This window comes from Cereibacter azotoformans (assembly GCF_021391315.1).
In the GTDB taxonomy this organism is placed as follows: Bacteria; Pseudomonadota; Alphaproteobacteria; order Rhodobacterales; family Rhodobacteraceae; genus Cereibacter_A; species Cereibacter_A azotoformans.
The window spans coordinates 1,088,360-1,100,516 of record NZ_CP090021.1 but is presented as its reverse complement, the minus strand read 5'-3'; the positions used below and the strand labels follow the sequence as shown (position 1 = coordinate 1,100,516).

Annotated in this window: 10 protein-coding genes; 5 read left to right on the top strand and 5 right to left on the bottom strand. The window is 68.8% G+C overall.

Annotation, left to right across the window (positions count from 1 at the left end):
- Positions 1-171: 171 nt before the first annotated feature.
- On the top strand, positions 172-1,098 hold the full coding sequence (gene rocF / locus LV780_RS05475) for an arginase (protein WP_108220788.1): 927 nt from the start codon (positions 172-174) through the stop codon (positions 1,096-1,098).
- Between the two features lie 12 nt (positions 1,099-1,110).
- Here the strand turns inward: rocF and LV780_RS05470 are convergent, their stop codons facing one another.
- Positions 1,111-1,374 carry an usg protein gene (locus LV780_RS05470; protein ID WP_011908205.1) on the bottom strand — a complete coding sequence of 88 codons (264 nt, stop codon included), beginning with the start codon at positions 1,372-1,374 and terminating at the stop codon, positions 1,111-1,113.
- A 202-nt stretch (positions 1,375-1,576) separates the two neighbouring features.
- On the opposite strand from LV780_RS05470, the gene gyrA reads away from it, so the two are divergent.
- From gyrA to gluQRS, 3 genes are read left to right on the top strand one after another with little or no spacing between them, the layout of a single operon-like run.
- The gene (gyrA, locus tag LV780_RS05465) at positions 1,577-4,330 is read left to right on the top strand and encodes a DNA gyrase subunit A (RefSeq protein ID WP_181318485.1); all 2,754 of its coding nucleotides are present in this window, start codon (positions 1,577-1,579) and stop codon (positions 4,328-4,330) included.
- Positions 4,331-4,333: 3 nt separating this feature from the next.
- The gene (gene trmFO, locus LV780_RS05460) at positions 4,334-5,668 is read left to right on the top strand and encodes a methylenetetrahydrofolate--tRNA-(uracil(54)-C(5))-methyltransferase (FADH(2)-oxidizing) TrmFO (protein WP_108220789.1); all 1,335 of its coding nucleotides are present in this window, start codon (positions 4,334-4,336) and stop codon (positions 5,666-5,668) included.
- Positions 5,653-6,483 (top strand): tRNA glutamyl-Q(34) synthetase GluQRS, encoded by an 831-nt coding sequence (gluQRS, locus tag LV780_RS05455; RefSeq protein WP_108220790.1) that lies wholly within the window; start codon positions 5,653-5,655, stop codon positions 6,481-6,483. Before trmFO ends, gluQRS begins: the two co-directional genes overlap by 16 nt.
- Before the next feature lie 3 nt (positions 6,484-6,486).
- Here gluQRS and hisI read toward each other — a convergent pair whose 3' ends face one another.
- Positions 6,487-6,849 carry a phosphoribosyl-AMP cyclohydrolase gene (gene hisI / locus LV780_RS05450; RefSeq protein WP_108220791.1) on the bottom strand — a complete coding sequence of 121 codons (363 nt, stop codon included), beginning with the start codon at positions 6,847-6,849 and terminating at the stop codon, positions 6,487-6,489.
- Between the two features lie 64 nt (positions 6,850-6,913).
- Between hisI and LV780_RS05445 the strand changes: the two genes are divergently transcribed.
- Positions 6,914-7,354, top strand: coding sequence for an iron-sulfur cluster assembly scaffold protein (locus LV780_RS05445; protein WP_108220792.1), 441 nt, complete (start codon positions 6,914-6,916; stop codon positions 7,352-7,354).
- Positions 7,355-7,496: 142 nt separating this feature from the next.
- On the opposite strand, the gene LV780_RS21925 is transcribed toward LV780_RS05445, so the two are convergent.
- The 3 genes from LV780_RS21925 to ligA form a co-directional block, all read right to left on the bottom strand.
- The gene (locus LV780_RS21925) at positions 7,497-7,619 is read right to left on the bottom strand and encodes a hypothetical protein (protein WP_101340421.1); all 123 of its coding nucleotides are present in this window, start codon (positions 7,617-7,619) and stop codon (positions 7,497-7,499) included.
- A 183-nt stretch (positions 7,620-7,802) separates the two neighbouring features.
- Positions 7,803-9,890 (bottom strand): ATP-dependent DNA helicase RecG, encoded by a 2,088-nt coding sequence (recG, locus tag LV780_RS05440; RefSeq protein WP_108220793.1) that lies wholly within the window; start codon positions 9,888-9,890, stop codon positions 7,803-7,805.
- Entirely contained in the window at positions 9,887-12,001 is a 2,115-nt protein-coding gene (ligA, locus tag LV780_RS05435; protein WP_108220794.1) for an NAD-dependent DNA ligase LigA, read from the bottom strand. Before ligA ends, recG begins: the two co-directional genes overlap by 4 nt.
- Positions 12,002-12,157 lie beyond the last annotated feature (156 nt).

Below are 12,157 nucleotides of genomic sequence, written 5' to 3'. Positions count from 1 at the left end.
CGCTCCCGCCTTTTTGATGGGCGGCGTGAGGAGCCGCACCGGGCGCCCTCCCTCGCCTCGCAGGAACCGGGCGCGATTGCGGCGGCGAAGGCTTGCGGATCCCGGCGGCCGGGGCTGGCCCCGGCGCGCGCGCATGGCCATGATGGTCCGCGGACAGCCACGGAGAACGACATGCCCAAGACCTGCATCCTGATCGGGGCACCGATCGACAGCGGCCAGCGTCGGCCGGGCTGCCTGATGGGGCCGGCGGCCTATCGCGTGGCGGGTCTGGGCCGGGCCCTGACGGATCTAGGCCATGCGGTCGAGGACCGGGGCGACGTGGCGCCCGGGCCGCTGCCCGCGGTCGCCGCACCCGATCCGCGCCTCCATGCGCTGCCCGAGACGATCGGCTGGACAATCGCCCTGAAGGAAGCGGTCGAGGACGCCCTCGGCCGCGGCTTTCCCATCGTGATGGGCGGCGACCATTCGCTCGCCCTCGGGACCGTGGCGGGGGCCGCGGCCCATGCGGCGGCCGTGGGACGGCCGCTGTTCCTGCTGTGGCTCGATGCGCATTCCGATTTCCACACGCTCCAGACCACCACCTCGGGCAATCTGCATGGGGTGCCGGTGGCCTATGCCGCGGGCCGCGATGGGTTCGACGGCTTCCCGCCCTTCCCTGCACCGCTGCCGCCCGAAAGGATCTGCCTCTTCGGCATCCGCTCGGTAGATCCCGAGGAACATGCGGCCCTTCTGCTGCATGACATCTCGATCATCGACATGCGGGTGATCGACGAGTTCGGCATCTGCGCCCCCATGCGCGAGTTCCTCGAGAAGGTGCGCGCGGCCAACGGGATGCTGCATGTCTCGCTCGACGTGGATTTCGTCGATCCCGCGCACGCGCCCGCCGTCGGCACGACCGTGCCCGGCGGCGCCACGGTGCGCGAGGCGCATCTGGTGATGGAGCTTCTGCACGAGAGCGGCCTCGTGACCTCGCTCGATCTGGTGGAACTGAATCCCTTCCTCGACGAGCGCGGGCGCACCGCGCGGCTGATGGTCGAACTGGCCGCCTCGATCATGGGGCGCAAAGTGTTCGACCGGCCGACGCGCGGCTTCGGCTGAGCCGGGGCCCGCTCAGTTCAGGCGGAACTCCTTGACCACATGGCGCCACTCGCCCGGCTTGATCAGCTTGCGATGCGTGAACCGCACGGAATGGAGCGGGCCCTCGATCTTCTCCTGCCAGAACTCGATGAAGCCGAACAGGGCGGGATAATCCGGCGCAAGGTCGTAGTCCTGCCAGACGAAGGTGTTGAGGACATTCCGGTGGTCGGGCATCCGGTAGAAGATCTCGGCGGTGGTGAGCCCGTAGCCGGCCAGCATCAGTTCCGTTTCGCGCATTGCGGCCCTCCGAAGGTTGCACTTAGGAAAAGGATGTAGCGGATTCCTGATTTTTCAATGAATCCGTGATGTTGGCACTCACTCCTGCCGGATGCTGGCAGAGCGGGCGAGACCCGTCGTCCCGCGGCATTGCACCCCATATGCGGGATGGTCTATAGTCCGCCCCAACGAGATATGGTTTCCCGCGAAAGAGAGCGTCCCCGTGACCGACCGTCCCGAAGAGCCCGGCGATGATGAAGAAATGGGCAGACCGCATGGCGGACTGCCTCAGGTCTCCATCGCCGAGGAAATGAAGACCGCCTATCTCGACTATGCGATGAGCGTCATCGTCAGCCGCGCGATTCCCGACCTGCGCGACGGGCTGAAGCCGGTGCACCGCCGCATCCTTTACGCGATGCACGAGACGGGGAACACGCACGACAAGCCCTACCGAAAGTCGGCCCGGCCTGTGGGCGACACGATGGGGAAATATCACCCCCACGGCGACGGCGCGATCTATGACGCGCTGGTGCGGATGGCGCAGCCCTTCTCGATGGGGCTGAAGCTGCTCGACGGTCAGGGCAACTTCGGCTCGATGGACGGCGACAATGCGGCCGCCATGCGCTACACCGAAGTGCGCATGGACAAGCCCGCGGCCTTTCTGCTGGCCGATATCGACAAGGACACCGTCGATTTCCAGGACAACTACGACGGCAAGGACCGCGAACCCACGGTCCTGCCCGCACGCTTCCCGAACATGCTGGTCAATGGCGCGGGCGGCATCGCCGTCGGCATGGCCACGAACATCCCGCCGCACAACCTGGGCGAGGTCGTGGACGCGACGCTCGCCATGATCGAGAACCCCGACATCTCGACCGAGCGGCTGATGGAGATCATCCCCGGCCCCGACTTCCCGACGGGCGGCGTGATCCTCGGCCGCTCGGGCGCGCGCAAGGCCTATCTGGAAGGCCGCGGCTCGGTCATCATGCGGGCCAAGGTCCGCGTGGAAGAGATCCGCAAGGACCGCTACGCGATCGTGCTCGACGAAATCCCCTATCAGGTCAACAAGGCCACCATGATCGAGAAGATCGCCGACATGGTGCGCGAGAAGAAGATCGAGGGCATCGCCCATGTGCAGGACGAATCCGACCGGGTCGGCGTCCGGGTGGTGATCGAACTCAAGCGCGACGCCACGCCCGAGGTGGTGCTGAACCAGCTCTGGCGCTTCACGCCGATGCAGACCACCTTCGGCTGCAACATGCTGGCGCTGAACGGCGGCCGGCCCGAGCAGCTCACGCTTCGCGATTTCCTGAGCCACTTCCTGACCTTCCGAGAAGACGTTGTGGCGCGCCGCACCGCCTACGAACTGCGCAAGGCGCGCGAGCGCAGCCACATCCTCTGCGGTCTCGCGGTCGCGGTGTCGAACGTGGACGAGGTGGTGGCGACGATCCGCAGTTCCGCCGATCCGGCCGAGGCACGCGAGCGGCTGATGACCCGGCGCTGGCCCGCGGCCGAGATCGCCGACTACATCCGGCTGATTGACGATCCCTCGCACACGATCAACGAGGACGGCACCTACAACCTCTCCGAGATCCAGGCCCGCGCGATCCTCGACCTGCGCCTCCAGCGCCTGACGGCCATGGGGGTCAAGGAAGTCACCGACGAGCTGGCGGAACTCGCCGCGAAGATCCGCGACTATCTCGACATCCTCGGCTCGCGCGAACGGATCATGGCGATCATCTCGGACGAGTTGCGCGAGGTGAAGGCGCTCTTCGCCGTGCCGCGCCGGACCGAGATCTCGGAATGGGCGGGCGACCTCGAGGACGAGGATCTGATCGAGCGCGAGGACATGGTCGTGACCATCACCTCGGGCGGCTACATCAAGCGCACCCCGCTGGCCGAGTTCCGCAGCCAGCGCCGCGGCGGCAAGGGCCTTGCGTCCATGGCGACCAAGGAAGACGACGTGGTGACGACCCTCTTCGTCGCCAACACCCACACGCAGCTTCTGTTCTTCACCACCGACGGCATGGTCTATGACCTCAAGTGCTGGCGCCTGCCGCTCGGCGGGCGGACGGCGAAGGGCAAGGCGATCGTCAACATCCTGCCCATCGCGACCGGCATCAGCATCGCGGCCCTGATGAAGATCGACGAGCCCGAGGCGGAATGGGACCGCCTGCAGGTGGTCTTTGCCACCTCGGAAGGCGACGTGCGCCGCAACCGCCTGTCGGACTTCACCAACGTCAAGCGCAACGGCAAGATCGCCATGAAGCTGCCCGAGGGGGTGAGCCTCGTGAATGTCTCGATCTGCGACGAGGACGACGACGTGATGATGGTGACGGCCATGGGGCGCGCCATCCGCTTCCAGACCACGGACGTCCGGGTGTTCTCGGGCCGCGATTCGACCGGCGTGCGGGGCATCCGTCTCGCCGAGGGCGACCGCGTGGTCTCGATGTCGGTCATCCGCCATTTCGAGGCCGACCCGGCCGAGCGCGCCGCCTACCTCAAGCAGCGCCGCCTGATGGCCGGCGTCACCGAAGAGGCCGAGAGCGACGAGGACGAGGACGCGATCGAGGCGGGGCAGCTTTCGCCCACCCGCTATGCCGAGATGTCGGCCGCCGAGGATCTGATCCTGACGATCACCGCGCGCGGCCTGGGCAAGATCTCGTCCAGCCACGACTATCCGGTGCGCGGGCGTGGCGGCCAGGGCGTCACCTCCTTCGAGAAGTCGATGCGCGGCGGGCCGCTCGTGGCCTGCTTCCCCATCGAGATGAGCGATCAGGTCATGCTCGCGACCTCGGGCGGGCAGTCGATCCGCGTCCCTGTCGAGCAGATCAGCTTCCGCTCGCGCTCGGCCGGCGGGGTCCGTGTGTTCGACACCGGCGGCAGCGAAGAGGTGGTGTCGGTGGCCCGGATCGCCGATGCCGGCGATACCGCCGAGGTGATCGAAACCGGCGACACCGGCGGGGAAGAGGCCTGAGCCATGACGCGCAGCCTGCACATCGTGGGGGCCGGCATGGCCGGCTCCGAGGCCGCATGGCAGGCCGCAGAGATGGGCGTGCCTGTCGTCCTGCACGAGATGCGGCCACGGGTCGGCACCTTCGCCCACCGCACCGGCCAGTTCGCCGAGATGGTCTGCTCGAACTCGTTCCGCTCGGACGATGACGAGAGAAACGCCGTGGGGCTCCTTCACTGGGAGATGCGCGCGGCCCGCGGGCTCATCATGGAGATGGCCTCGGCCCACCGGCTTCCGGCCGGCGGCGCGCTGGCGGTGGACCGCGATCCGTTCGCGGAAAGCGTGACGGCGCGGCTGCGAGCGCATCCGCTGATTTCCGTTGTAGAGGAAGAGCTTGCCGAACTTCCCTCAGATGGTGACTGGATCATCGCGACCGGGCCGCTGACCTCCTCGAGCCTTGCCGAGAGCATCCGCGCCGTCACAGGCGCGCAGTCGCTGGCCTTCTTCGACGCCATCGCGCCCATCGTCTATGCCGAGAGCATCGACATGTCGGTTGCCTGGCGGCAGTCCCGCTACGACAAGGGCGAGACCGAGGACGAGCGCACCGCCTACATCAACTGCCCCATGACCCGCGATCAGTATGAAGCCTTCATCGATGCCCTTCTGGCCGCGGAGAAGACCGAGTTCCACGAGGGTGAAACGGCCGGCTATTTCGACGGCTGCCTGCCCATCGAGGTCATGGCCGAGCGTGGACGCGAGACGCTGCGCCACGGGCCGATGAAACCGGTCGGGCTGACCAACGCCCACAAGCCGCAGGACAAGGCCCACGCCGTCGTCCAGCTCCGGCGCGACAACAAGCTCGGCACGCTCTACAACATCGTGGGCTTCCAGACCAAGATGAAGTATGGCGCGCAAACTTCTGTTTTCCGTATGATTCCTGGCCTGGAGAATGCCAGCTTCGCGCGTCTTGGCGGCATTCACCGCAACACCTTCCTGAACTCGCCCACGCTGCTCGATGACCGGATGCGGCTGAAGTTGAGACGGAACATTCGCTTCGCCGGGCAAGTAACGGGCGTGGAAGGATATGTGGAGAGTGCAGCGATGGGCCTTCTGGCCGGACGCATGGCTGCGGCCGAGATCCTCGGGCGCGACCTGCCGCCTCCGCCGCCCGAGACGGCGATGGGCGCGCTGATCACCCACATCACCGGCGGCGCCGAAGCGAAGACCTTCCAGCCGATGAACGTGAACTTCGGGCTATTCCCGCCCATTGATGCCAAGGGCGGCCGCCGCGGCCGCAAGGACCGCTACAAGGCCTATACCGACCGCGCCAAGGCGGCTTTCACCGAATGGCTGGCCGCGTAACCCGCTTTGCGCCCTCGCCGACCGGGCCGCTGCATCTGGGCCATGCCTTCTCGGCGCTGACCGTCTGGCAGCGCGCGGGGTCCGGCACGGCCCTGCTGCGCATCGAGGACATCGACCGCGGCCGGTGCCGACCGGAGTGGGAGGCGCAGATCTTCGATGACCTGCACTGGCTGGGCCTCGACTGGCCGCGGCCCGTGATGCGGCAGTCCACGCGCGGCGCGGCCTACCGGGACGCGCTGGAGCGGCTGGGAGAGCTGGGCCTGACCTACCCCTGCCGATGCAGCCGAGCGGACATCCGGGCGGCCCTCTCGGCCCCGCAGGAGGGGGTCTCGCTCGGCCCCGACGGCATCATCTATCCCGGCACCTGCCGCGGGCGGCGGGTGGAGGAGGCCGGGCCCGACGAGGCCATCCGGCTGGACATGGCGCGGGCGCAGGCCATGGTCGGGCGGTGCGGCTTTCACGAGACGGGCCCTCTCGAGGGCTGGCACGAGGCGGACGATCTCGCCGCGACCGTCGGTGATCTGGTGCTGGCGCGCCGAGGCTTTGGCACCTCCTACCACCTCGCCGTTGTGGTGGACGATGCCGCGCAGGGCGTGACCGAGGTGGTGCGGGGCGAGGATCTCTTCGAGGCGACGGCGGCCCATGTCCTGCTGCAACGGCTGTTGGGACTGCCGACGCCGGACTACCACCATCACCGGCTGATCCGCGACGAAGCGGGCAAGCGGCTGGCCAAGCGGGAGGATTCCAGGGCCATCGCCAAATACCGGGCCGAGGGGATAACGCCGCGCGAGATCCGCGCCATGGTGGGCTTTTGACGCTCAGCCCACCATCGGGTCGAGAATGACCTGCTCGGCCCCCTCGCGGACGGCGGTGTAGAAGCAGGAGCGGCGGTGGGTGTGGCAGGCCGGGCCCACCTGCTCGATGAGCAGCAGAAGACAGTCGCGGTCGCAGTCGATCCGCAGCTCGACCAGCCGCTGGATGTGGCCCGAGGTCTCGCCCTTGACCCAGAAGGACTGGCGCGAGCGCGACCAGTAGGTGACGCGGCCGGTCTCGAGCGTCCGGGCGACCGCCTCGGCGTTCATCCAGGCCATCATCAGCACCTCGCCCGTCGCATGATCCTGCGCGATTGCGGGAACCAGGCCGCGGGCGTCATAGGTCAGCGAGGCGGGATCGAAGGCCATGGGTCTTCCTTTTCATCAGGCAGGCGAGAGCCTATCTAGAAGGTCGAGCGCGAAGAGGAAAGCCATGAGCGACAGCGACCTGATCAGCCTCTATTCGGGGCGCATCCTCGAACTGGCGGCGGATATTCCGCACATCGGCCGCCTGCCAGAGCCCCAGGGCAGCGCCCGGCGCCGGTCCCCGGTCTGCGGATCGATGGTGACGGTGGACCTGAGCCTCAGCGGCGGGCGGGTGGCGGATTTCGCGCAGGATGTGAAGGCCTGCGCGCTGGGGCAGGCTTCGGCCTCGATCATGGGCCGCGCGCTGCTGGGGCGCAGCCGGGCCGAGATCGAGGGCGCGCGCGATGCGCTGAAGGCCATGCTGACGGCTGAGGGGCCGGTGCCCGCGCCCCCCTTCGAGGGCTACGAGGTGTTGATCCCCGCACGCGACTACCGCAACCGCCATGCCTCGATCCTGCTTGCGCTCGAAGCGGCGGCCGATGCCTTCGCCGAGGCGGAAGCGCGCTGACGAGGCGCCGCAAGGCGCAGGGCTGGCCTGCATCCGAATGAAAAGGCCGCCGCCCGGGGCAAGGGCGACGGCAGTTGCGTCCGGTCCAGGGATATGGGGACGGGCAGCAGGCGGCTGCCAGGGACCGGCCGCGGGCAGGAACTCAGAGGAAATGCGGCAGGTAGAGCGCCGCGATCAGCACCGTAAAGACGGTGGCAACACCCAGCGCGTCCTCGATCAGAGTGTCGGAGCAGCGGGAGAGGATATCCTTCATCTCGGTCAGCATCGGCGATCTCCGTCTTGATGTTCTATTAATGTTCTCACGGTCGTTAAGGTTTGTAAAGAACTTTTTAGGAACATCGTGGCAGATGGCGGGCCGAGGGCCGACGGCAGGCCGGGAGAGGGGCTGTCTGCCCCTCTCCCGGACCCTCACCCCGAGGATATTTGGGCAGAGTGAAAGACCGGGGGGTCAGCCGACGGAGAGGAGGCGGATCGCCCGGTCCTGGTCGAGAAGCCAGAGCAGGAGGCGCGCGGCCTGGCCCCGCGGCGAGGCGAGCGCCGGATCGTCGTTCAGAAGCTTGCGCGCGTCGGACTGGGCCAGTTCCATCAGGGCGGCCTGCCGCTCGAGGTCGGCGATGCGGAAGCGCGGGAGGCCGGACTGCGCCGTGCCGATCAGGTCGCCGGCACCGCGGATCGCCAGATCCTCCTCGGCGATGCGGAACCCGTCCTCGGTCTCGCGCAGGATGGTGAGGCGGCGCTGGCCGCTCTCGGCGAGGGGGGGCTGATACATCAGGAGGCAGGTGGATTGCGCGGCTCCGCGCCCCACCCGCCCGCGCAACTGGTGAAGCTGGGCCAGCCCGAAGATTTCGGCCCGCTCGATCACCATGATCGAGGCGTTGGGCACGTTCACGCCCACCTCGATCACCGTGGTGGCGACCAGAACCCGCGTCTCGCCGGCCACGAAGCGCGCCATTGCGGCATCCTTGTCGGCCGGGGCCATCTGGCCATGGACGAGCCCCACCACACCCTCGCCGAGAGCGGCGCGGAGATGCTGGAACCGGGCCTCGGCCGAGGCGTAATCCACCGCTTCGCTGTCCTCGACCAGCGGGCAGACCCAGTAGGCCTGCCGGCCCTCGGCCACGGCATGGGCGAGACTGGCCACCACCTCGTCCATCCGCTCGCAGGAGACGAGCGCCGTCTTGACCGGGGAGCGGCCCGGCGGCTTCTCGTCCAGGACCGACACATCCATGTCGCCGTAACTGGCCAGCGCAAGGCTGCGGGGGATGGGGGTCGCCGTCATCACCAGCACGTCCGCGGCCGCGCCCTTGGCGCCCAGCTCCATACGCTGCGCCACGCCGAAGCGGTGTTGCTCGTCCACGATGGCGAGGCGCAGATCATGGAAGAGGACATCCTTCTGGAAGACGGCATGCGTTCCTACCAGCACGCCGATTTCGCCCGAGGCCAGCGCCGCGAGTTTCGAGGCGCGCTCGGCGCCCTTGTCGCGACCGGTGAGCAGCTCCAACCGGATGCCCGCCGCCTCGGCCAGGGGCGCGAGGCTTGCCACATGCTGCCGGGCGAGGATCTCGGTCGGCGCCATCATCACCCCCTGCCCGCCCGCCTCGACCGCGATGGCGAGCGCGAGGAAGGCCACCAGCGTCTTGCCCGCCCCCACATCGCCCTGCAGGAGCCGGTTCATCCGCAGGGGGGTGGCCATGTCGGCCGCGACCTCGGACAGGGCGCGGGTCTGGGCGCCGGTGGGCGCAAAGGGCAGGCTGTCCAGTGCGCGGCGCTGCAGGGCGCCGGTGCCGACCGACGCCTGCCCCTTGCCGCGCCGGCGCGTGGCCCGCGCGAGCGTCAGGGTGAGCTGGTGGGCGAAGAGCTCATCATAGGCCAGACGCCGGCGTGCGGCGGCCGTCGGCGTCACATCGGCGGGGGCCGCGGGCGCGTGGGAAGCCCGCACGGCGGTTGCCCAGTCCGGCCAGCCCTCGCGCGCCTTGAGGGCGGGGTCGATCCATTCCGCCAGTTCGGGCAGACGCTCGAGCGCCGCCGCCGCGGCCTTGGCCACCAGCTTCTGCGTGAGGCCGGCGGCGAGCGGATAGACCGGCTCGCAGGCGGGCAGGTCAGCGGCCTCTTCGGGGCGCAGCACATGGTCGGGATGGACCATCTGCGCCATCCCGTCGAAGAACTCGATCCGGCCCGAGACGAGCCGCCGCTCTCCCTGTGGCAGGAGCCTCGTCAGATAGTCGCCCCGCGCGTGGAAGAAGACGAGCGTGAACTCGGCCTCGGCGTCCCGGACGGCGATCCGGTAGGGGCCTCCCTTGCGCCGCGGCGGGTAATGGGCCCCGATCTCGACCTCGACCGTGGCCGTCACCGGCGGCATGACCTCGCGGATCGAGCGGCGGCGGCTGCGGTCCACCGCCGAATGCGGCAGGAGGAACAGGAGGTCCTTGGGCCGGGTCACGCCGAGACCGGCGAAGGCCTTGGCCGTCTTGGGACCGACCCCATCCAGCGTCTCCAGGTCGGCGAAGAGCGGGAAGAGGATCTCGGGCCGGCTCATGCGTCGCCGATCAGGCGCAGCCAGGCGTCCTCGTCGATGGTCTCGACCCCCAGCGCCGCGGCCTGTTTTGCCTTGGACCCCGCCCCCGGTCCCGCCACCACGAGGTCTGTCCGGGCCGAGACCGAGCCCGAGACCTTGGCTCCGAGCGCCTCGGCCCGCGCTTTGGCCTCGTTGCGCGACATCTTCTCGAGCGTGCCGGTGAAAACCACGATCTTGCCCGCGATCGGGCTTTCGACCGGCGTCCGCATCTCGGCATCCTCGACCGTGAGGTGAGCGGCCAGCGCGTCGATGGCCGCCCGCTCCGCCTCCTGGTGGAAGGTGGTCACGAGCGAGGTCGCAAGCACCGCGCCCACCCCGTCGATCGACAGAAGATCCTGCCACTCGGACCCCGTCCCCACCTCGGCGCGGGTCATCGCGGCCTCGAAGGCCGCCCAGCTGCCGTAGTGGGTGGCCAGAAGCGTGGCGGTCGTCTCGCCGACATGGCGGATGCCCAGGGCGAAGATCAGCCGGTGCAACGCGATCCGCCGCGCCGCCTCGATAGCGGCAAAGAGGTTTTCGGCCGACTTCCGGCCCCAGCCCTCGCGGTTCTCGAGCCGCTGGAGACCCTCGCGGTAGCGGTTCGGCAGATCGAAGATGTCGGCGGGCTGCCGGATCCAGCCGTCGCGCCAGAGCGCCTCGACCTGCTTGGCGCCCAGACCCTCGATGTCGAAGGCCGCGCGCGAGACGAAGTGCTTCAGCCGCTCGACCTGCTGGGCGGGGCAGATCAGCCCGCCCGTGCAGCGGCGCACCGAATCGCCCGGTTCGCGGATCGCGGCCGAGCCGCAGTCGGGGCAGGTGTCGGGAAAGCGGTAGGGCACGGCGCCCTCGGGACGGCGGGACAGATCCACCTCGGCCACCTTGGGGATCACGTCGCCCGCACGATAGACCTGCACCCAGTCGCCCACGCGGATGTCCTTGCCGCCGCGGATCTCCTGCCCCTTCGAGTCGCGGCCGGCGATGTAATCCTCGTTGTGGAGCGTGGCATTGGCCACCACCACGCCGCCCACCGTCACGGGCTTCAGCCGCGCGACGGGCGAGAGCGCGCCGGTGCGGCCCACCTGGATGTCGATCCCCTCGAGCTGGGTCCAGGCCAGCTCGGCCGCGAACTTGTGCGCGATGGCCCAGCGGGGGGTCGAGGCGCGGAAGCCCAGCCTGCGCTGAAGGGCGAGGTCGTCCACCTTGTAGACCACGCCGTCGATGTCATAGCCGAGGCTCGCCCTCTGGCGTTCGATGTCGGCGTAATGGGCGAGCAGTTCATCGGGGCCGGTGCAGAGCCGCGTGAGCGGGTTCGTCGCAAAGCCGAGCGCGGAGAGCCGCGCGATGGCGCCCTGCTGGGTGTCGGCCAGAGGCTCGGAATGGGCGCCCCAGGCGTAGGCGAAGAAATGAAGCGGCCTCGAAGCGGTGACGGCGGGATCAAGCTGGCGGAGCGACCCGGCGGCCGCGTTGCGCGGATTGGCGAACAGGCGCTGGCCCGTGGCCTCCTGCCGTTCGTTCAGCGCCGCAAAATCCGCGTGGCGCATATAGACCTCGCCGCGAACCTCGAGCAGGTCCGGCGCGCCGGTCAATTCCGTCGGCAGGTCGCCGATGGTACGGGCGTTCTCGGTGACATTCTCGCCCGTCTCGCCGTCGCCGCGGGTGGCGGCCTGCACCAGCCGGCCCTTTTCGTAACGGAGCGAGAGCGAGAGCCCGTCGATCTTGGGCTCGGCCGTGAAGCGCAGGTCGCCCACATGGCCGAGGAAGCGGCGGATCCGCTCGATCCACTCCTCGACCTCGGCAAGTTCGAAGGCGTTCTCCAGCGAGAGCATCCGCACCTCGTGGCGGACCTTCGCAAAGCCTTCGGCCAGCGCGCCCCCCACCCGTTCGCTCGGGCTGTCAGGGCGGCGGAGCGCGGGAAACCGCTCTTCGATGGCGCGGTTTCGCCGCTTCAGCGCGTCATAGTCGGCGTCGCTGATGCGCGGCGCGTCGTGGGTGTGGTAGGCGGTATCGGCCGCCGCAATGGCCTCGGCCAGATGCGAAAGCTCTGCCGCGGCTTCCGCCTCGGTCAGCTGATCCACCGGCCTCTCGTCCTGCATGAAGCTCCCCCGCCTGCGCCTGTCGCAGGTTTAGGAAAGTGCCGCAGACTCGTCCAGCCCGGCCGAACATCCGGCCGCTTCAATCGACGCAACCGGAGACCATGTCACGACACGGGTGTGAGAATGCGGGCGCGCGCAAGGCAAGATCGCACGGCA

Bases quoted from the DNA above. Each gene is read 5' to 3' on its own strand.
- rocF (WP_108220788.1), top strand. From the start codon at position 172: ATGCCCAAGACCTGCATCCTGATCGGGGCACCGATCGACAGCGGCCAG.
- LV780_RS05470 (WP_011908205.1), bottom strand. From the start codon at position 1,374: ATGCGCGAAACGGAACTGATGCTGGCCGGCTACGGGCTCACCACCGCC.
- trmFO (WP_108220789.1), top strand. From the start codon at position 4,334: ATGACGCGCAGCCTGCACATCGTGGGGGCCGGCATGGCCGGCTCCGAG.
- gluQRS (WP_108220790.1), top strand. From the start codon at position 5,653: ATGGCTGGCCGCGTAACCCGCTTTGCGCCCTCGCCGACCGGGCCGCTG.
- hisI (WP_108220791.1), bottom strand. From the start codon at position 6,849: ATGGCCTTCGATCCCGCCTCGCTGACCTATGACGCCCGCGGCCTGGTT.
- LV780_RS05445 (WP_108220792.1), top strand. From the start codon at position 6,914: ATGAGCGACAGCGACCTGATCAGCCTCTATTCGGGGCGCATCCTCGAA.
- LV780_RS21925 (WP_101340421.1), bottom strand. From the start codon at position 7,619: ATGCTGACCGAGATGAAGGATATCCTCTCCCGCTGCTCCGACACTCTG.
- recG (WP_108220793.1), bottom strand. From the start codon at position 9,890: ATGAGCCGGCCCGAGATCCTCTTCCCGCTCTTCGCCGACCTGGAGACG.
- ligA (WP_108220794.1), bottom strand. From the start codon at position 12,001: ATGCAGGACGAGAGGCCGGTGGATCAGCTGACCGAGGCGGAAGCCGCG.